This is a genomic window from uncultured Veillonella sp. (assembly GCF_900545205.1).
In the GTDB taxonomy this organism is placed as follows: Bacteria; Bacillota; Negativicutes; order Veillonellales; family Veillonellaceae; genus Veillonella.
Genome location: NZ_UQYC01000005.1, coordinates 1 through 21,941 on the forward strand (window position 1 = coordinate 1; position 21,941 = coordinate 21,941).

At 36.9% G+C, this 21,941-nt stretch carries 21 protein-coding genes; all 21 read right to left on the minus strand.

Features of this window, described 5'->3' with window-relative positions; all coding sequences use genetic code 11:
• Window positions 1-16: 16 nt before the first annotated feature.
• The 21 genes from rimP to QZR70_RS01015 all read right to left on the minus strand — a co-directional run bounded on the left by rimP (window position 17) and on the right by QZR70_RS01015 (window position 21,889).
• Window positions 17-475 carry a ribosome maturation factor RimP gene (rimP, locus tag QZR70_RS00915; protein ID WP_295792433.1) on the minus strand — a complete coding sequence of 153 codons (459 nt, stop codon included), beginning with the start codon at window positions 473-475 and terminating at the stop codon, window positions 17-19.
• A gap of 264 nt (window positions 476-739) precedes the next feature.
• On the minus strand, window positions 740-1,435 hold the full coding sequence (locus QZR70_RS00920) for a hypothetical protein (RefSeq protein WP_295792434.1): 696 nt from the start codon (window positions 1,433-1,435) through the stop codon (window positions 740-742).
• Complete coding sequence (locus tag QZR70_RS00925) at window positions 1,419-1,973, minus strand: lytic transglycosylase domain-containing protein (RefSeq protein WP_119206904.1); 555 nt, start codon at window positions 1,971-1,973, stop codon at window positions 1,419-1,421. Before QZR70_RS00925 ends, QZR70_RS00920 begins: the two co-directional genes overlap by 17 nt.
• A 156-nt stretch (window positions 1,974-2,129) precedes the next feature.
• A complete protein-coding gene (gene coaE / locus QZR70_RS00930) occupies window positions 2,130-2,744 on the minus strand; it encodes a dephospho-CoA kinase (RefSeq protein WP_295792435.1) in 615 nt (204 codons plus the stop codon).
• Between the two features lie 34 nt (window positions 2,745-2,778).
• A complete protein-coding gene (gene polA, locus QZR70_RS00935; RefSeq protein ID WP_295792437.1) occupies window positions 2,779-5,400 on the minus strand; it encodes a DNA polymerase I in 2,622 nt (873 codons plus the stop codon).
• A gap of 152 nt (window positions 5,401-5,552) precedes the next feature.
• On the minus strand, window positions 5,553-5,813 hold the full coding sequence (gene rpsT / locus QZR70_RS00940; RefSeq protein WP_004692998.1) for a 30S ribosomal protein S20: 261 nt from the start codon (window positions 5,811-5,813) through the stop codon (window positions 5,553-5,555).
• 138 nt (window positions 5,814-5,951) lie between these two features.
• On the minus strand, window positions 5,952-7,124 hold the full coding sequence (locus QZR70_RS00945) for a phosphopentomutase (protein ID WP_295792440.1): 1,173 nt from the start codon (window positions 7,122-7,124) through the stop codon (window positions 5,952-5,954).
• A 21-nt stretch (window positions 7,125-7,145) separates the two neighbouring features.
• Window positions 7,146-7,679 carry an NUDIX hydrolase gene (locus QZR70_RS00950; protein WP_295792442.1) on the minus strand — a complete coding sequence of 178 codons (534 nt, stop codon included), beginning with the start codon at window positions 7,677-7,679 and terminating at the stop codon, window positions 7,146-7,148.
• 178 nt (window positions 7,680-7,857) lie between these two features.
• Window positions 7,858-9,786, minus strand: coding sequence for an AAA family ATPase (locus QZR70_RS00955; protein WP_295792445.1), 1,929 nt, complete (start codon window positions 9,784-9,786; stop codon window positions 7,858-7,860).
• A 159-nt stretch (window positions 9,787-9,945) separates the two neighbouring features.
• Window positions 9,946-10,395, minus strand: a complete 450-nt coding sequence (gene dut / locus QZR70_RS00960) for a dUTP diphosphatase (protein WP_005386875.1) — start codon at window positions 10,393-10,395, stop codon at window positions 9,946-9,948.
• 10 nt (window positions 10,396-10,405) lie between these two features.
• Window positions 10,406-12,475, minus strand: a complete 2,070-nt coding sequence (locus QZR70_RS00965; protein WP_295792449.1) for a polyribonucleotide nucleotidyltransferase — start codon at window positions 12,473-12,475, stop codon at window positions 10,406-10,408.
• 232 nt (window positions 12,476-12,707) lie between these two features.
• Window positions 12,708-12,974 (minus strand): 30S ribosomal protein S15, encoded by a 267-nt coding sequence (gene rpsO / locus QZR70_RS00970; RefSeq protein WP_005386879.1) that lies wholly within the window; start codon window positions 12,972-12,974, stop codon window positions 12,708-12,710.
• A 171-nt stretch (window positions 12,975-13,145) separates the two neighbouring features.
• Entirely contained in the window at window positions 13,146-13,943 is a 798-nt protein-coding gene (locus tag QZR70_RS00975) for an ABC transporter ATP-binding protein (protein ID WP_295792451.1), read from the minus strand.
• Between the two features lie 10 nt (window positions 13,944-13,953).
• A complete protein-coding gene (locus tag QZR70_RS00980) occupies window positions 13,954-14,826 on the minus strand; it encodes an ABC transporter permease (protein WP_295792453.1) in 873 nt (290 codons plus the stop codon).
• 11 nt (window positions 14,827-14,837) lie between these two features.
• Window positions 14,838-15,818 (minus strand): ABC transporter substrate-binding protein, encoded by a 981-nt coding sequence (locus QZR70_RS00985; RefSeq protein WP_178885117.1) that lies wholly within the window; start codon window positions 15,816-15,818, stop codon window positions 14,838-14,840.
• A 24-nt stretch (window positions 15,819-15,842) separates the two neighbouring features.
• Entirely contained in the window at window positions 15,843-16,820 is a 978-nt protein-coding gene (locus QZR70_RS00990; RefSeq protein ID WP_295792455.1) for an ABC transporter substrate-binding protein, read from the minus strand.
• A 131-nt stretch (window positions 16,821-16,951) separates the two neighbouring features.
• The gene (locus QZR70_RS00995; RefSeq protein WP_295792457.1) at window positions 16,952-17,329 is read right to left on the minus strand and encodes a hypothetical protein; all 378 of its coding nucleotides are present in this window, start codon (window positions 17,327-17,329) and stop codon (window positions 16,952-16,954) included.
• Window positions 17,330-17,379: 50 nt separating this feature from the next.
• The gene (locus QZR70_RS01000; protein ID WP_295792459.1) at window positions 17,380-18,771 is read right to left on the minus strand and encodes an aminopeptidase; all 1,392 of its coding nucleotides are present in this window, start codon (window positions 18,769-18,771) and stop codon (window positions 17,380-17,382) included.
• Window positions 18,772-18,841: 70 nt separating this feature from the next.
• Window positions 18,842-19,825 (minus strand): 3'-5' exonuclease, encoded by a 984-nt coding sequence (locus tag QZR70_RS01005; protein WP_295792461.1) that lies wholly within the window; start codon window positions 19,823-19,825, stop codon window positions 18,842-18,844.
• A 4-nt stretch (window positions 19,826-19,829) separates the two neighbouring features.
• Window positions 19,830-20,870, minus strand: a complete 1,041-nt coding sequence (locus QZR70_RS01010; protein ID WP_295792463.1) for a glycosyltransferase family 9 protein — start codon at window positions 20,868-20,870, stop codon at window positions 19,830-19,832.
• Entirely contained in the window at window positions 20,870-21,889 is a 1,020-nt protein-coding gene (locus tag QZR70_RS01015) for a glycosyltransferase family 9 protein (protein ID WP_295792465.1), read from the minus strand. Before QZR70_RS01015 ends, QZR70_RS01010 begins: the two co-directional genes overlap by 1 nt.
• Window positions 21,890-21,941 lie beyond the last annotated feature (52 nt).

A 21,941-nucleotide genomic window follows, 5' to 3' on the forward strand; every position in this document is an offset into this window, starting at 1 on the left:
CGTATGCCTCCATATATTAAAAATCAAGATGTAATCGAATTTGTGCAATGGCAGACCGTTCGAATGTCATACTTTCACCATTGATAGTAAAATCGATAGTTGTGTCTGTAAAACCTTCTAATGCACCAGTAAATTGTTTACTGCCATTAATCGGTTTAAATAGCTGAATATCAACATCACGACCATTATAGCGAATCAAGTCCTTATCCTTCTTAAGAACTCGATCTAGGCCTGGAGAAGATACTTCCAATAAATAGTTTTCCGTAATTGGATCCTTTTCGTCGAGGACAGCACTTAGTTTTTCGCTAACCATCTGACAATCATCCAAATCTACACCACCTGGTTTATCAAGGTAGACACGCAAATACCAATCGCGTTCACGAATGTAATCTACATCGACTAGTTCCATTTCGGTGCCGGCTATAATACCTTCAACTACAGAGGATACAAATTCCTCTACTGCTTCTCTCTTCATAGCCATCGCCTCCTTCATTACTACATCTTGTATATATCTCTTTTTTTCAAATACCTTAATTAGGCTAATCATAAATGAAAGAGTGGACATAAGCCCACTCTTTTAAAAGATTTATATAAAAGTCATATATAGTATATCACATTTGCTGTGTATATACAAATTCTACGCTTTCTTATGGGCTTTAACCAAACATTCCCACTTAGATTATTTCATATGAATATAAAATAACTCAAAAAATAGCATAGTCATATATAATGATTATCCTTAGTCGACGCGTTCATTTAATCCTTTTAATATAGGACCCAAATGTTCACGTAGAACTGTAGTTAAATCATCTAAATTTTTAGCATCTAGGTGATGGTCTATTTCAGGATAATTTTTATAACGAAGTTCTGCAAAGTATTCATCTCGCAATTCGTTATAATATAGCAATAATCCTGTACATTCGTCCATCTTACGATACTCACCGATAATAAAAGAACCATTAATCATCCGGATTGCATGAGCTGGATCAATATCACATACAAAGCCTTCCAGTTCTTTAGGCATAACCTCGGAAAAATCCCATTCAGGAATGCCTCGACGACGATAGGTAAAGGTAAAGTTATTCGCTGGCTCTATTAACATATTAGTTAACCCTTTGACACAGCGATCTTGTAATCCTTGCCAAAACGACTCTAAATCAGCACGCACAAAAGAAATATCAACAAAGGAAAATAGTGGCATTTCAATATGTACTGTATAGTCCTCTACCTCTTTATCATATAAGGCAGACCATCGCCACCCCAAATCATTTTGATAATGGAAAATAGGTACCTTTAATACCTCTTCACCGACTCCGAGACGCTCAAGTAGTGCCGTATAATCAGCTTCATTGGACGCCACTAAGGTAAATCCCTCAATCTGCTGAGGCAACCATGAATAATCTAATGCTTTACAAGCTTCAATAATCGTTTCCATATAATGCCTCGTACTTTTCTTGATACTGTAAGACAGCTTTTACATAGCTACGCGTTTCAGGAAAAGGTATGGTATCAACCATGCCATTCCATTTATTCTCATTGAGCCAAGATTCAACATGACCACGTCCCGCATTGTACGCAGCTAACGCCTGCACCTCATCACCATTAAATTCCTTTAACAAATGACCTAGGTACCATGTACCTAACTCAATATTAGTTTCCGGCTCTTTTAACTGGCGATCTGTATAGTTTCCATGTCCAACTTGTTGAGCTACCCATCGCGCTGTATCTGGCATAAGTTGCATCAATCCAAGAGCGCCGGTTTCAGATTCCGCAGTATTCTTATATTTACTTTCAGCTAAGATAACACTAGCCACTAAGGAAGGTGGTACTTGTTCCTTATCAGCTGCAGCCATCACTACATCTCTATAGTTAAAGGGGTACGCCACTTGACGCGCTATAGGATCATCTAAATGAGTAAAATAAAACCACCCAAGTACGACGCACGATAGCGCCGTTGCCGTTGCACGTTTCATATATCCCCCTTTCCTTACACAATCTTTATCCGATTTTGATATCGGTACAATATAGTAATACACCAAATGGTAGGTTACTATTATATAAAATTTTATGGGCTTATTATACCATTTAATACTAATTTTTATATACCAATTTTAGTACATAATAGGTAATTATTTTGATTCTTGTAAAACTGTCTCTATACGCTCATTCCAAATAGTATTCAACTGTACTGTTAAATCATGAGGCGTACCATTATTATCAACGATTATATCTGCATAGGCACGTTTATCATCAAGCCGCATTTGACTATTAATACGAGCAAGGGCATCCTCTCTCGTATATCCATTACGACTCATTAAACGTTCGATTTGAGTCGTTTCATTCACATATACGAGCCACACCTCATCCATCATGGTATACCATTCCCCTTCGATGAGTAATGGAATATCATAGATTAAAATTGGCGTATTTCCTTGTTCATATTGAGATGTCAACTCCATAATACGATTGCGTATATGTGTTTTTAGACAGCTATTTAATAATTGTCGTTTTTCTTCATTGTGAAAGACTATAGCACCAAGCGCTTCACGATTGAGTGTGCCGTCAGCATGTAAAACATTAGAACCAAAGGTCTCTACAATAGCTTGTAAGCCCTCAGTCCCCGGCTCCACTACTTCACGAGCTACAATATCAGCATCGATATAGGGTATTCCTTTGTCCTTAAAATAGGTAAGGACTGTACTCTTGCCTGATGCAATACCACCAGTTAAGCCTATTTTAAACATATATACCTTCTAACACGTAATACTATCAATTAAACTATTTTACCAATGCCCAGTTCTCAGCATGATGCACATCTACAATAAGAGGAACCTGTAATTCTACTACAGATTGCATTGTAGAACGCAATAATTCTTCAACTGCGTCTAATTCTTCATTCACTACTTCTAATACAAGTTCGTCATGTACTTGTAATAAAAGTCGAGATTTAAAGTTTCCTTCCTCTAGCTTTTGCTCAACTTGGTTCATTGCTAACTTGATAATATCTGCAGCAGTACCTTGAATTGGTGTATTCATCGCCGTACGTTCAGCAAAGGAACGACGGTTAAAGTTGCGGCTATTAATATCAGGAAGTTCGCGTTGACGGCCGAACATAGTGCGAACCTTACCAGTTTCATGGGCCTCCTGAACCATACGATCCATGTACTCTTTAACCTTAGGATAACGGCTAAAGTATAAGTCAATATAGTTTTTAGCTTCTCCCCGTGTGATACCAAGGTCGCGAGATAAGCCAAAGTCAGAAATACCATAAATAATACCAAAGTTAATAGCCTTTGCATGAGAACGCTCTTCGCTTGTTACCTCATCTTGAGATTTACCTAGTACCTCTGCTGCAGTAAAGCGATGAATATCCTTACCATCAACGAAAGCTTTAATCAACGCTTCATCGCCAGAAAGATGTGCTAAAATACGTAACTCAATTTGAGAATAATCGGCACTCACTAATGTGTCATACCCTGCACCTGGATAGAATAAGGCACGAATTTCACGGCCTTTTTCTGTACGAACAGGAATGTTTTGTAAGTTAGGATCAGAGGAACTAAGACGACCTGTAGCCGTAACCATTTGATTAAAGGTAGTATGAATACGCTTAGTCTTATCATTAATAAGGACTGCTAATCCTTCACAATAGGTAGATACTAATTTTGCTACAGAACGGTATGCCAAGATTTTTTCCACGATTGGACTCTCATTACGTAGCATATCAAGTACTTCAGCATCTGTAGAATATCCAGTCTTAGTTTTCTTAATAACTGGCAAGTTCATCTTTTCGAACAAGATGACCCCCAACTGTTTTGGAGAGTTTATGTTGAAAGTTTCACCAGCAAGATCATAAATCTCTTGTTGTACTTGGGCTAATTCATCTTTAAAGCGAGCTGTCGTTTCAGCCAGCTTATTTGTATCAATGTATATACCATTTTTCTCCATTACTACTAATGTATGAATCAATGGCAACTCAATAGTTTCATATAAAGACCATAACTCTTCACGTCGAGCAGATTCACAAGCTACATCATTCATAGCAAGTAAAGCTTTCACCATAGATACGCACTCTACATCTACGCTACCGCTAGCAATGCTAGGCACAGAGAAACGTTCCGTTAAATATAGATAACCATAGTTAGTACGTGTTGGATCTAACAAGTATGCTAGAAGAGACATATCATGGATACGTGCAGTGTTATCATCATTAAACAAAGAGATTTCAGCTGGTGACTCTTTACCTAATGCTTCTATTAGTTCTTTTGTTTGAGTAGTAACAATGGCCTTAGCCCCTTGTAATACTGCTAGAACAGCCTTTGTATCATTTGTTTTAACGATAGTATCACCATTAGAAAGATAGGTAGTCTCGATTGTTCTAAATGGAGTTTTTCCATCGAGCACAACATGAACTGCTACTGTTTTATCTGTATAGAAGTCAGGAGTTAGAGCCTTAGCATCAGCTAAATCGTCTAGAGAAATTTCCTCTTGTGGTGCAAATAAAGAACCAAAATCACCAAAAGCGGATTCTTCTCCACCCATTACTTGTACAATACGAGGTGTTAATTTAGTAAACCCAAGAGTTTCGAATAAAGGCTGTACTTCAGAGGTATGAAAATTCTGTACAAAGTCTTCAACCTTATAGGATAAATCCATATCTGTTTTGATAGTTGCTAAATCACGAGACAAGAACGCTAAGTCTTTATTTTCTACAAGTCGCTCTTTTAATTTCTTACCAGAAATATCTTCAATATGGTCATATACAGACTCAAGATTACCGTATTCTGTAATCAATTTAAGAGCCGTTTTTTCACCTACACCTGGTACACCTGGAATGTTATCGGAAGTATCCCCCATAAGAGCTTTCATTTCGATAACCTTATCAGGACCATAACCATAAAGTTCCTCCATGTTATCAAGAGTAACCTCTAACATGTCAGAAATGCCTTTTTTAGTTAGGAATACATGACTATGCTCTGTTACGAGTTGAAGGTTATCGCGGTCACCAGTAATAATTTTAACAGCCATTTCTGGTGTACCAAATTTCTTACTCAACGATCCTAGAATATCGTCCCCTTCAAAACCTTCTTCTTCAATAACACAAATGCCCAACGCTTTTAATACATCTTGAATAAGGCTAAATTGAGGTCGTAAATCCTCTGGTGCATCTGGACGATTACCTTTATATTCGCTGTACATTTCTGTACGGAATGTCTGACGACCTTTATCAAAGGCTACTGCAATATAATCCGGATTGATTTCTTCGTACAATTTAATGAGCATCGTTAAGAAACCGTACACCGCATTCGTTGGAGTACCTAAAGCAGACTTCAACGGTGGTAATGCAAAGAATGCACGGAATAACAAACTACTGCCATCTATAATCATTAATTTTTTCATAAGACACCTCACTTAATTCTATCCTTTATTATAACATAAGGTAACTTATTATATATGCAAAAAGGGACTCTCAATTGAGAGTCCCTTTGAAGATGTAGATATAAAAAAACAACCCCGTATCGCTAGGCAACAAGAGGTTGTTGACGCTCAAATTATAAAGCGTTTACTTTAGCTGCAAGATTGGATTTTTTGCGAGCTGCAGTGTTTTTATGAAGTACACCTTTGGAGGCTGCTTTATCAATTACGCTAGTAGCATGAACAAGTGCTTGTTTTGCTTCTTCTACTGCGCCTGCTTGAACAGCTTCAACGGTTTTACGAGCTGCTGTACGGATTTGAGATTTCACAGCGGCGTTTTTCGCACGACGTTCAGCATCCGTTTTTACGCTTCTAATACTGGATTTAATGTTTGGCAATTGAGTCACCTCCTTAAAAATCGTTTCTTATACCTGAATGATTATATCATACTAGATATTGTGACGCAAGAACTTATTATAGGAAAATATAGTTTATTCCTTAATAATAAAGCTTCTTTTTATCTATTACATTAGAAATTATTTACTAAGTTTCTCTAAAAACGATGTTCCAATGCCCCATTGTTTTAAACCAAAGCTTTCTAAAACTGTTTCCCCAATGTCTGCAAAACTTTTTCTATCTCCAAGATTTATAGGCCCATTCATTCGTGGACTATATCCAAGAATAGGTACTAATTCACGGGTATGATCTGTCCCCTTCCAGGTTGGATCATTACCATGGTCCGCAGTAATAAGCAATAAATCGTCATCATTGAGCATTGGTATTAGCCCACCTAGTTGGTAATCAAAGTCTTCAATAGCTCGTTTATAGCCGTCCACATTCCTACGATGACCATAAAGACTATCAAATTCAACAAGGTTTACCATCATAAGACCGTAATCAAATGTAGAGCCTAATAGATATGGAACCATATTCATGCCATGAGCATTAGATTTTGTAGGATAACTTTCATCCCAACCAACATGAGCATAAATATCTCCAATTTTACCAACTGCTACCGTTGGCACACCAGCATCTTGTAACTCTTGTTGTACCATCTTTTTCTCAGGCATACGACTATAATCATGACGATTAGATGTGCGTACAAAACTACCAAGTTCACCAATAAATGGACGTGCTATGATACGACCTACATAGTAATCTCCAATGCAAACCTTATCACGGGTAATTTGGCATATACGATATAGCTCATCTAAAGGAATCACATCCTCATGTGCTGCAATTTGAAATACAGAGTCTGCCGACGTATATACAATAGGTTTTCCCGTTTTAATATGCTCCGCACCAAGACGTTCAATAATTTCTGTACCAGATGCAACTTCATTACCTAAATAACCATAGCCTGTTTCCTTTGTAAAAGTATCCATTAATTCTTTTGGAAAACCTTCGTAAAAGGTTGGGAATGGAACGGTAACAGGATGCCCCATCATTTCCCAATGGCCACTAGTCGTATCTTTACCGGTACTGAGCTCTGCCATACGGCCAAAAGCACCGTTAATGCTTTCACCAGTATCAGAAATATCAGCAATGCGACCTAAACCGATAGATTTTAAATTAGGACAATGAATTTTACCTGCTGTCGATTCAATATGACCTAATGTATTAGAACCTTCATCACCAAATTTTGCAGCATCCACGGCATGACCAATACCAACAGAGTCCATAACTAATAGGATAATTCGTTTAAACATATATCCTCCTATTACGTACTATTATTTGAGGTACGGCATTGCAAGCATAAGGGCTGCCAAAGATTTACTATCCTTAATTTGCTCCGCCTTGATAGCCTCTAATAATTCAGGTAAAGTAAAGTATTCAAGTTCCACATATTCATCTGGATCCCAGTTAGTTTCGCCCATAGTAAGATCTTTTGCTAAATATAAATGTAGCACTTCATTACAGAATCCAGGACTTGTTGCAATAGTCCCCAATGGAATCCATTGGTTCGCACGATACCCTGTTTCCTCTGCTAACTCACGTTTAGCGCAGTTTAGAGGCTCTTCATTAGAATCAAGTTTTCCTGCAGGGATTTCAAGTAAAGGCTGTTGCAAAGCATAACGGAATTGGCGTTCCATTACAATCTTATTATCTTCAGTAACAACCACAATAGCTGTTGCACCAGGATGATGAACAACCTCACGCCATGCTTCATTACCGTTAACATCAGCTATATCATAAGTAACTTTAATTAGTTTACCATCAAATTTCATTTCGCTAGATTTTTGTATCTCGTTGCTAATTGCCATAATTGCCTCCTTATAGTTCATACATATCATGATACCACAGAAAGAGTTAGATATATAATAATCATTAGCGAAGACTTACTATTTATAAACTCATATACAAAAAGTGGGTACATATAAATACAGCTCGTTTAAACTTTATAAATATATAATAGTTTTCAAACTAATCACTCACTAAAATTTAATTTTCACTAATTAACTCATTGAATTCTTTAAAATACCTTTCTATTAAAAGTTTACGTAAATCAGCGTCTTTAGAAACTCTGTGAATCGCCTTAGCTAAATAATTAGATTCTAATAATTTATTAGCTAGCCCTTTACTTAATTGAGACTTTAATGAGGAAATTTTTAGGAATTCATTATAATCATTACTATCAATAATTGAGTTAATTTTATCATCATAAAACTTAAATAAATCTTTTTCTTTTAATTTATTGAAGTAATCATAAAACTCTTCTGTGATAGTTTCAATATTTTTAGCATCAGTAATTTTAAAAGTATTTATTTGTTCTTCAATATAAGATTTTACATTTTGTGATACTACCTTTTCTTTATCCTTTTTTAACAAGTCAAATGCTTCTTTTTTAAAGTTTACTATTTTTTCTTTAGTAGGGCCTTCATTAGCATATAAACTAACAATACTTTCTAAAATCTCATCACATAATAAAGCCATTTCAATTTCATTAAATGGAAGAGTAAATATTTTATCCTTAAAATAATTATCAATGGTTTCTTTAAATAGAAAATCATGATCTATAATACCCACAGCATTATAGTAACTATTTAATAAACTTGAATTAAATTTTCTAACATATTGAATTACTTCTTTATGCCCCCCTACAGGATATACAAAGGCTTTATCTCCAAATAAGCTACTATAAAATGAGTAATCAGATACTTCATCATAGTTCCCCTCACAAAAAAGTATCGTTTTTTGACTACCTAATAAGGTAATTATTACCTCCTTAGGTAATTGATATTTATCAATATCTATATCCAGTAATTCCCACTCATAAGGATATAGATATTTAACACACCATATTAATTTAGCTGCCTTTCTCGACATAATAAAATCAATATTATGTGTTAAATATAAAAATTTACAATCTGATCTTTCTACTTCAAGAATATTCCATAACCGATTTGCTATAGAAGGATTCAAAAAGGTTTCTGGTTCGTCTACAACAATGTAGCTATCTTTAGATGCTAATATTACATGTAAAATATAATATAATGCTACTTTTTCTCCATCACTCATAGCATTTACAGTATATGACTGATTATCTCTCAAAATTTCAAGCGATCTAGTAAATGAATTAATTCTAATTTTAATTTGAGGCAGTATATAGTCTAAAATTTCATTTATTCTAAATACCAAACTATTATCCAAACCTATAGTTTCTTCACCATAAAGTGATTTTAAACCTAAGTCTAACTCTTCATTACACAAAGTAATAATTAGACTTGTAAATATTTTTTCAGCATCATTTAAAAATCTATCAATTTCATAAAAGTCATTAGATTTCAAACCACTAATATAATTTTTATACTGCACTTCATATAACTCTTCTCTACTCATACTTAACGACTGATTATCATTAAGATTTTTAAAAACTAGGTATTTTTGTGCAGGAATAACTACAATATTATCATTAAATGAATTCTTAAAAAAACTAGCAAATGAGGATTTACCTGAACCATTCTTTCCAACAATTACTGTATTTTGATTTCCAATACGGCATAAATAGCGTATACTTATAAGTTTTTCAAGATAACTTTCTAAATTAGTAAAAATAGATTTATACTGATAGTAATAATCATCATAATCCCTACTCTCTATATTATTAGAAATATTTTCTTCACAATTGTTGATTATAATATCGAAATTGTCTTTTGTTTGATTAATTAATTTATCTATAGCAGATATTGGAGTTGAAGAATTATAAACATCTAAAATCATCGTTATCTCTTTTAAAGCTTGTCTATATTGTTCATCGATGACATTTATATCTTCATGTTCGCTTAAATTATTAATACTTAGAATTTTGGGAATATAATACTCAAGTTGTTCTTTTGCGTTTGTTAAAATCTCTATAATATTTTCATTCATATTTATTTCCTTGTTATATATAATATCTTATAAATTAATACTCTTATAAAAATATACTTATTATATGCTTCTTTATAGATTAATAATAACATAATAACTAAAAAGCCGCCCAACGTATGTTGAGCGGCTTTCACCATTCTATTCAGAATTGTATGTAGTTTACATTGTGCCAGTGCTACCGATACCACCTGTACGTACACCTGTTGCATCGTCATCATTTGTGAGTAGGTATTTAGAGAATATACCTTGCGCAACGCGTTCGCCTTTTTCAAGGGTAACGGTTTCTTTGCCAAAGTTTAGGAGGGCAATCATGATATGACCTTCGTTCTCCTCATTATTGTAGTAATCGCTATCGATGATACCTGTGCTATTCACAAGTGCAAGATGGCGTTTAATAGCCATGCTAGAACGGATATGAATAGCAAGATATTCGTCATATGCCATGAAAGCTTTAAGCCCTGTTGGAACGAGTACTACTTGACCTGGTTCTAATGTAACAGCTTCAGCACATTCAATATCGTACCCTGCGCTTTCTGTTGTTTTACGGGTTGGTAAATTGATATCTTGTTCTTCAAAAGCAGAAACTACTTCAAAGCCACGAATATCCATGTAACACCTCTTATTTTAAACAATCCTTACGAGACAAGTTGATACGGCCTTGTTTATCGATTTCGATAACTTTTACCATAATCTCATCGCCTACATTTACTACATCTTCTACATTTTCAACGCGTTCTTTTGCAAGTTTGGAAATGTGTACAAGACCTTCTTTACCAGGTAATACCTCTACGAAAGCACCAAATGCCATCAAACGAGTTACTTTACCAAGGTATACTTCCCCTACTTCAACTTCTTTAGTAAGGTTTTCAATGATTTGTTGAGCTTTAGCAGCACCTTCTTGGTCTACAGAAGCAATGAATACTGTACCATCATCTTCGATGTCAATTTTTGCACCTGTTTCATCGATGATACCACGAATTACTTTACCGCCAGAACCGATTACATCGCGAATCTTATCTGGATCAATTTTCATAGTAATGATACGTGGAGCGTATTGAGACATTTGTTGACGTGGTTCAGCAATTGTATCAAGCATGATGCCCATAATATGCATGCGACCTTTATGAGCTTGTTCTAATGCTTCATGAAGAATTTCACGGGACAAGCCAGAAATCTTGATATCCATTTGAATAGCAGTTACGCCCTTAGCTGTACCAGCAACCTTGAAGTCCATATCGCCAAGAGCATCTTCCATACCTTGGATATCTGTTAAGATTGTGTAGTGTTCGCCTTGAGTTACAAGACCCATTGCGATACCTGCTACAGGAGCTTTAATAGGTACACCAGCATCCATCAAGGATAATGTGGAACCACATACAGATGCCATGGAGCTAGAACCATTAGATTCCAATACTTCGGATACTAAACGCAATGCATATGGGAATTCTTCTTCGCTTGGAATAACAGGTACCAATGCACGTTCAGCCAAAGCACCATGACCAATTTCACGACGACCAGGACCGCGGGAAGAACGAGTTTCCCCTACGGAGAAGGATGGGAAATTATAATGGTGAATATAACGTTTTTCTGTTTCTAATCCAATGCCATCAATTGTTTGAGTTTCAGACAATGGTGCTACAGTGGCAACGTTCAATACTTGAGTTTGACCACGAGTAAATAAGCCAGAACCATGTGTACGAGGTAATACACCTGTACGACAAGAGATAGGCCGCACTTCATCAAGTTTACGGCCATCTGGACGAATTTTTTCAACAGTAATCATATGACGAACGATTTCTTTTGTCATTGCGTCAAATGCTTTATTTACATCAGCTAAGTTATCTGGATAGATTTCTTCAAAGTGAGCTAATACATCTGCACGTACTTCGCTTTCTTGCGCATCACGTTGTTGTTTATCTGCACAACGTACTGCTGCATCAAGTTTATCATGACCATAGGCACGAACTGCATCAGCGATTTCAGCAGGCACGTCTTTGCTTTCAAATACGCGTTTTTCCTTGCCTACTTGAGCTTTCATGTCTTCTTGGAAAGCTACGATTTTTTTGATTTCTTCATGAGCCGTCATGATAACTTCAAGAATAGTTTCTTCTGGAACCTCTTGAGCACCACCTTCAACCATGAGGATAGCATCTTTTGTACCAGCTACAACGATATTAAGGTCTGTTGCTTCCAATTGTTCTTTTGTTGGATTAACAACAAATTCACCATTGATACGGCCCATACGAACGCCTGCGATAGGACCATTCCAAGGAATATCAGAAATAGATAATGCAGCGGACGCACCAATCATGCCACAGATTGCAGGATCACAATCTTGGTCAACAGACATAACAGTTGCCACTACGTGTACTTCATTACGTACACCTTTATCAAATAATGGACGAATAGGACGATCAATCAAACGGCTATTCAAAATCGCAGATTCAGGTGGACGTGCTTCACGTTTGATAAAGCCACCTGGTAAACGACCAACAGCATACATTTTTTCTTCATAGTCTACTGTAAGTGGGAAGAAATCGATATCCTTCGCCTCTTTAGAACCTGTAGCGGTAACGAGTACACGAGTATCGCCATAACCAACCATTACAGCACCGCCAGCTTGTTTTGCAAGTTCCCCAGTCTCAATCGTAAGCGTACGACCAGCTAGGTCCATTTGGAATTGTTCCATTCCTATTCCTCCTAAAAATCTTCTTATATGTATACCTTCTTATTATATATCATCAAGAAAAAATAAGCTAATTATTATAGCAATTAGCACAATAAAAAGGACAGAGTTGCCGCTCTGTCCTTTTTTTCGTGTTTCCACAATAGATTATCGGCATTCGTTTCCCTTTGCCTATTGTTATTATAACATAGAGAAATCAAATAAAAAAAGCCGTCCTATGGGACGGCTAGTTTTATTATTTACGAAGACCAAGACGTTCGATAAGGGAACGGTAACGTTCAATATCTTTACGACGAAGGTAGTCAAGCATGTTACGGCGTTGACCAACCAATTTCAACAAACCACGACGGGAATGATGGTCTTTTTTGTGTTCTTTCAAGTGATCTGTTAAGTATTGGATGCGGCTTGTCAAAATCGCAACTTGTACTTCTGGAGAACCAGTGTCACCTTCATGAGTAGCGTATTCTTTAATTACTGCTAATTTAGCTTCTGTAGTTAACATTAATGTTACCTCCTAAAAAATAAATAATCCCGATAAGCTTAAGTAACCGTTGGAGATTCGAATACTTCGCTTACGATATGTCTTACGACCTTATTTAGTATACAGTATCTACCTTATCTTGTAAAGAATAAATACAGGAAATAAACAAAAGAGGGCCACAGCCCTCTTTTATTATTTCGCACCTAGCACCATGCGGTCGCTCAATGCATTTTCTCCAGCTACTTCGAATTTTTGTAATAAATCGGCAACTGTTAATTTTTTCTTTTCTTCCCCTTTTACATCATAGATAATGCGACCAGCATCCATCATGATGAGGCGATTACCAAAGCGCAATGCATCGCGCATATTGTGGGTAATCATAAGAGTTGTTAAATTATGTTCTGCTACAAGTTTATCTGTTAATTGCAAAACATTTTCTGCCGTCTTAGGGTCAAGAGCTGCTGTATGTTCGTCTAGTAATAAAAGTTCTGGACGGAGCATAGTAGCCATCAATAATGTAATAGATTGGCGTTGACCACCAGATAATAAGCCCATACGAGCAGACAAACGTTCTTCAAGGCCTAAACCTAATAATGCAAGGCGTTCCTTAAAGAATGCTTGTTCACTATCTTTGAAAGCCCATTTAAGACCTAAGTTTTTACCACGGCGCATAGCAAGAATCAAGTTTTCCTCTATTTGCATATTACCTGCAGTACCCACCATAGGATCTTGGAATACACGACCAATGTATTTAGCACGTTTGTATTCTGGCATTTTTGTGACATCAATATCATTAATAGTAATGGAGCCTTCATCAACTGGGAATACACCAGCAATGGAGTTTAGCAACGTACTTTTACCAGCACCATTACCACCAATTACAGTACAGAAATCGCCTTCTTCTAAACGAAGATCAATACCTTGAAGAGCAGTTTTTTCATTGATTGTGCCCTTAAAGAAGGTTTTTACCATATTTTTTACTTCTAACATAGTGTCCTCCTTAACGAGCCAACCATTTTGCTTTCAATGTAGGCAAGGAAAGCGCGATGGCAACAAGAATAGCAGTGAATAATTTCAAATCGTTTGGTGGCATACCCATATAAAGTACAGCCGCAATAACGATACGATATACGATAGAACCAAGTACTACAGCGATGAGGCTACGCACGAAGGATTTTGTACCAAATACTACCTCACCGATAATTACGGAAGCCAAGCCAATTACGATAGTACCAATACCCATACCTACGTCGGCAAAGCCTTGGAATTGACCAATCAATGCACCAGACATACCAACAAAACCATTGGAAATCAAAAGACCAAGAACGATCATGTTGTCAGTATTTACGCCTTGAGCGCGAATCATTTGAGGATTAACACCTGTTGCACGTAATGCTGTACCAATTTCTGTACCGAAGAACCAGAATAATAATAAGCATACAACAACAGCTACAATAACACCTACGATAGCTGCGGACCACATATTTGGTGTGTGGAGTACACTACCGATAATTGAATAAATGGTATCCATACGAAGCAAGGATACGTTAGCTTTCCCCATAATATGAAGATTAATGGAATATAAAGCAATCATTGTTAAGATACCGGCGAGCAATGCAGGAATCTTTAATTTTGTATGAATCCAACCTGTCACAGCACCTGCAGCCATACCACCAATGCCGGCAATCAAGATAGATAGGATTGGGTTCATACCACTTGTAATTAAAATTGCAGAAATGGCTGCCCCCATTGGGAACGTACCTTCTACGGTTAAGTCAGCCACATCTAATACACGGAAGGTAATAAAAACACCAACCGCTAACAAAGACCATAAAAGGCCTGTCGTTATGGTGCCTACCACTAAATCTAACATCAAAATCTCCTCTATTGTTTCATATCTTTACGAAGTGCTTCAGGAATTGTGATACCTAATTTTTTAGCACGTTCTTCGTTAACAGTTAACTTAATATCTTTTTGTGTTTCAATGGCTAAATCAGAAATTTTAGCTTCACCAGAAAGCACTTTTGCAGCCATTAAACCAGTTTGATAACCTAATTTATAGTAGTCCACAGAATATGTTGCCACACCACCAGTCATTGTCATACCTTCATCAGCAGCAAATACTGGAATTTTAGCAGCATCAGTAATTTGAGCTAAGTTAGCCATAGCAGATGCCAATACATTATCAGTTGGTGTATAAATTGCTTGTACATCTTGGTTTACAAGATTTGTAGCCGCTTGTTGGATATCATTTACATTAGAAACAGTTGCTTCTACAACAGTGATACCTTTAGTAGCTGCATAAGCTTTCATTTTTTCAACTTGAAGTTGGGAGTTGATTTCAGAAGATGTGTAAATTGCACCAATACGTTTTACATTTGGTACTAATGCAATAATAAGGTCAACCTCTTTTTCTACAGGTGTCATATCAGATGTACCAGATACATTACCACCTGGATGTTCGTTAGATTGAACGAGTTTCGCTGTAACGTAGTCTGTAATAGCAGTACCCATGATAGGAATATCATGAGATGCATTTGCCATAGTTTGTGCTGCTGGCGTTGCAATGGCTAATACTAAATCTTTTTTATCAGATACAAAGCGTTGAGCAATACTATTCAAATTAGATTGGTCAGCTTGAGCATTTTGTTGGTCTAATTTGATGTTTTCCCCATCTTTATAACCTTTAGATGCAAGGCCATCAACAAAGCCTTTGTTAGCAGCATCAAGGGATGGATGTTCTACCAATTGAATAACGCCGATTTTCTTTTGATCATTAGTTGCTGTGTTGGAACCGCAACCAGCTACCATTGCCATAATAGAGATAGCACTAAGTGCTACTGCAATACCTTTTTTCCAGTTCATATGTAACTCCTTACCAGTTGTGTATTAAATCATAGTTGCTTTGTTCATCAATTCTTCTGGTAATGTGATGCCCAATTTTTGTAATTTATCTTTACTTACAACTAATTTAAATTCTTTTTGCATTTCAATAGGCATATCTTCAACTTTAGCTTCACCAGTTAAAATTTTAGCTGCCATTAAACCTGTTTGGTATCCAAGTTTGTAGTAATCTACGGACAAGGACATTACGGCACCACCTTTTACGTGGTTATCTTCACCGCCAAATACAGGAATTTTTGCTGGATCGGTAATCGCTACAAGATTGCTCATCGCAGAAGCTACTACATTATCTGTTGGCACATAAATTGCGTCTACATGTTGAGATACAAGATTTTGTGCTGCTTGTTGAATATCGTTTACATTGGAAACGGTAACCTCTTCAACTTTAATACCTTTTGTAGCTGCGTAAGCTTTCATTTTCTCAACTTGAATTTGAGAGTTTACTTCACTAGAGCTATAAATTGTGCCGATAGTTTTTGCATTCGGCAATACTTGTAAAATTAAATCAACTTGTTGTTCTACTGGATTCATATCGGATGTACCAGACACGTTACCACCAGGTTTTTCATTAGATTTAACAAGTTTAGCTGCTTCGTAATCAGTAATAGCAGTACCCAAGATTGGAATATCATGAGTTGCATTCGCCATAGATTGCGCTGCTGGTGTTGCAATCGCTAAGATTAAATTTTTACGATCAGATACAAAACGCTGTGCAATGCTGTTCAAATTAGATTGATCTGCTTGTGCATTTTGTTGGTCAAAGGTGATTTTATCAGCTAAGCCCTTTTCTTTTAGAGCATCAACAAAACCTTTGTTTGCTGCATCAAGTGCAGGATGTTCTACCAGTTGTACTACGCCAACCTTGTATTCACCATTCGAAGTTGTTCCATTGGAGCCACAGCCTGTAAATGCCATTAATGCTGCCGCCGTGAGCGCTAGGGCAATACCTTTTTTTAAGTTCATGGGGATTTCCTTCCTATCTGCAATGACTATAATACATCTATTATAAACAAATTTCTTTACTACATCAATGTAGCAGATTAAAGTATTTTACATTTGTCCATTTATAGGACACATAAAAATGTGAAATCCTCTTATTTTTCAAGAGATGCTAGCATGTCTTCTGTTAGCTCATTGGCCGCTAAAATATAGTCTTTAAGGCTCCCTTTATCGAGAGCAACCTTCATAACAGGAACTTCAAATGGGTCGAGGATGACACACATTAAAATTTCACCCGTTACATAATAACCAACTACAGCTTCCCCTTCTTCAGGATCTAATGTTTCACGTTTTACCGTTACACAGTAAGGTTTCATTACCTGTGCTGCAGCTTCTGCTACTTCCTCACGATTAGCAATATACTCTTCTGCCTTTGTTTCAGGAATATCAAAGATATCGACCTTTACCGTCTTAACCTCTGTGGCCTCTCCCTTAGCTGCCTCTATAGCTGCACCTAAATCTGTTTGCTTCATATATACCTCACATAGAATGGACTTTCACCAATAGTGAAAGTCCCATAATTTTAGATTGATTCATCTGCTGCATTTAAGAACGCAACATAGCATTGTTTTGCCTCGTAAATATCCGCTTTGGATGTAACCTCCCACGGAGCATGCATGCTAAGCACAGCCACGCCACAGTCGATAACATTCATTCCATATAAGGCCATGATATACGCAATGGTACCACCACCGCCAAGATCAACCTTACCAAGCTCTGCAGTTTGATATGTTACATTATTAGATTCCATGACACGACGAATAAAGCCCATATATTCAGCATTGGCGTCATTGGAACCAGATTTACCACGAGAACCAGTAAATTTATTGAATACAACACCCATACCTAAGTAAGATGCATTTTTCTTTTCGAAAGCAGATGCATATAGCGGGTCATAGCCAGCACTAACGTCGGAAGATAACATACGAGAATTTTCCAATGTGCGTCGTACACTTACAGAATTAGGTTTTCCCATAAGGGTAAGCACTTCTGCTACTGCATTTTCAAAGAAGCGAGATTGCATACCTGTAGCGCCCACAGAACCAATTTCCTCTTTATCTACAAGCAAGCAACAAGTTGTGCGTTTTACATTGTCTACTTCAAGCATAGCCACTAAAGATGTGTACGCACAAACGCGATCATCTTGACCATAAGCCATAACCATGGAACGGTCAAAGCCCATATCACGAGCCTTGCCTGCTGGCACGATTTCGAGCTCTGCAGATAATAAATCACGTTCTACAAAACCATATTCTTTTTCAAGAAGGTTATTAATAAATTTAGTAACCCCTTCTTTTTCTTCATCTTTTACAGGACGGCTACCTATGAGTAAATCGAGGGCCTCCCCTTCAATTACCTTCGCTGCATTCTTTTGCATTTGTTCTTGGCCCAAATGAGGTAACAAGTCTGTAATGCAGAATACAGGATCATTTTCTTTATCACCAATACTAATATTGATACGAGTGCCATCTGTTTTAACTACAACGCCATGAATAGCAAGAGGCATGGCAACCCAATGGTATTTTTTAATACCACCATAGTAGTGAGTATCCCAAAATACTAAATTACTATCTTCATATTGTGGGTTTTGCTTTACATCGATACGTGGAGAATCAATATGCGCACCTAAAATATTCATACCCAATTCAATATCATCAGTACCAATATTAAATAAAGCAATAGATTTATCCATATGTGTGTAATAAATCTTGTCACCCGCTTTGATTGGTGTATTGGATTTAATGATATCTTTTAAATTTACATATCCTTTTGCTTCTGCAAATTCAACGGCCTGTACAACACATTCACGTTCTGTTTTACCATTATCTAAAAATTGACGATATGTATCACTTAAGGCATATACCTTTTCCATAGTGGCATCGTCGTAATTATGCCATGCATATTTGCGTTCCATAATCTATCCTTTCTAAATGCTCACAAGCTAATAATTAAGAAACTATAGATGTGAACAGGAATTAATAAAATTATTTTTGGCGGTCCTTTTCAAGTTCCGCCCGGCGAAATTCCAAATATTTTCGCTCTTTCTCTCGATTAATTTCAGACTTCTGAGTATATAGAGAACGAATTTCGTCCGTACAATGCGTTAATACCTTTGTAACGTAGAATTTAGTACTACCGGACTTAATCGTATATTTTCCAACTTTTAATTGCACCGCAAAGTCACCGTGTTTAGGGCAAACGCCTATAGCGAGATGCTTATCACCTTGCAATCGTTCTGGCCTAGTCATTTCCAAGCGAGTCTGACAATAGGGGCAGAATGATAATCGAACCCTTCTATCATGAACAATGCGCTTCTTTTCAGGGAAGTTCTCATACATAAAAAATGTCAGAATCGGTGGATATAAGAAAGGATTACTGCTTTCCTTTCGAATTTGATCATAATGTAAAATACCTTGTGGTATATCTAATTTTTGACATATATGTGCCGTAAAAACAGCATCATGTAACGCATTATGAGCTGATAAATGCTCGGTAGATATATTGAGGTCCTCCATGGCATGAGCTACAGAATACTGCTGACTCGTACCATATCGTTGATAGGCATAAATCATCTGTGCATCAACCCATTGATCATAGGATAACGCTTTCATCCTATGAAGCATGAGGTTTTCACGTAATATGAGAATATCATCAGAACCCCAAGATAACAACATATACTCATCACCACACCAGTTTTGAAAGTACTGCATAGCCGTCTTAAATGGTACACCATGATCGAGTTCCCGAGATGTAATACCAGTTAATTCACGAACATGTTTATGCATCCGTGGCAGATATTGTGGTTTGATGAACATTGTAAAATGATCTACAATGTCCATCTTTTCATTCAGTTTTACCGCTCCGATTTGAATGATTTCCCCTGTTAACGGCATTTTAGTGCGCTTCATAAAGCTAATGTCGTTGCTATAAGGCTGATTCCACTCTAAATCAAATACAATATAGTTCATATGTTTATTTCGATTCTGAAAGCAACGTTTCCGCCGCTTTAATAACCTGTTCTTCAGAAATTACAGATAAACCTTTATAATTTCCTTCTTTAATAATTTTCTTCATACTTTTACCAATCTCATAGGAGTCCATCGTTTCCAGAACGATAGCATGAGCTTGGTACGGACCATAAAAGAATGGGTTAGATGGTCCATAAAGCGCTACAATTGGCACATGTTGACTGATTGCCACATGCATTGGACCCGAGTCGTTCGTAATTAATAAGTCACAACGGCTCATGGCTGCAGCTAAAGGGCCTAATTGGAACTTACCGGTCGCCACAATTGGTTTAGTTTCCATTTGTTCCACTACTGGTCGTACCATGTCTAAATCCATAGGTCCACCAAAGAATACCGTCTTGTAACCTAAATGACCAAAATAATCTGCTACATGAGCAAAACGTTCAGCAGGCCATCTCTTCTCAGGAACAGCACTACCAATGTTAAAACCAATAAGCTTATCACTATCTGTTAAACCTTGGCTAGCATAAAACTCCTGAGCCTCACGGCGCCATTCTTCACAGGTTTCAATATGTAGACCAGAGTTTGAAATATCAGATACCCCTAATTGCTCTAGCACATTGATGTACATATCGGCAGCATGACGAGTTCTACGATCTAAACGGGTATACTTTGTCATAAATGGTCTAAATAGGAAATGGCTCATCCCCGTTGTAATAGGGGCATGTATTTTCCATGCCAAATAAGATGTGCGTTCATTGGGATGTAAATTAATAACGATATCAGGTTTTCCCTTTTTATTAATCTCACGAGCAATCTCATTAAGGCCAGAAATACTATTATGACGCCCTTTTTTATCTACTACAATCAGTTCATCAATATTCGGATTATATTGCATTACTTGTTGTAGTTTTTCATCTATTACATACGTAATATGACTATGTGGTGCTGCTTTACGAAGCACTTCTAAAAATGGAGTCGTTAATATAACATCTCCTAAATGCATAAGAAAGGTGACCACAATGCGTTTATAATCGAGTTCCATTACAGTTCCTTTCCAAGTACTTGTTCATATACAGACCACACTGCATCCACTGGAATTTGAGCCATACAATCTGGGTCATCTACGAGTGGCTGTTCTGGTGTAGCCTTTGAAGTCGGTGAAATAATAAGATGTACGTGGCTACCGCCATACGGCCCAGTACGTTTTGGAGATGTGGTTCCAAATAATGCAATCAAAGGACGCTTAAGGGCATTAGCAATATGCAAAGGGCCCGTATCAGCGCTGATGAATATTTCGCAATGTCGAATCAACTCAATTAGCTCTGGCATAGATGTAGATCCTACCAAATTGATGAGATTCTTATTTTTTACATAGTTTTCTATAAAAGCTCCTTTTTCTGCATCATCAGGGGCACCAGCAATAACGACTTTTTTGCCAGATTCACATAAACGGATACATAGCTCTCCAAAATTAAGAAGAGGCCACTCCTTAACGATCCAACGAGCTCCAGGGACAACAACAACATAATCTTCGTCAACGCCATGACATTCTAATTTATGTTTTATTGATTTTTCAGCATCTACATAGGCAGGCATAGGAAACTCTATACTATCTACATCACCACCGAGTGCTCGAACAGTATCTAAGTAGCGTTCAATGACATGGTCAAATTTATGCTCACCTACTAACGCTTTATTTACTAAATTACTACCTTCACGAAGCTCCCAGTAGCCATATTTTTCAGGCGCACCAGATAATAAGGATACAATGGCGCTCTTTGCAATACATTGAAGGTCTAAAGTCATATCAAAATGACGGTTATGTAAATCTTTACGTAACTGCCATAGATAAGCCGGCTTTTTAAGTTGTTTCTTGTCGATAATAATTACATCATCTACCCATGGTTTACCCGGTAGAAGGCTAGCAAATTGCTCATGAATAGCCCAAGTAATATGTGCATTAGGCCAGTTTTTACGCACTGCATACAAGGTAGGTAATGCATGAATCACATCACCTAAAGAACTCATCTTAATGATGAGTATATTCTTGTAATCTTTCATATAGCCTCCCAAAATACAACACAACAACTAAAAAGCCTCATAACACCGTTGA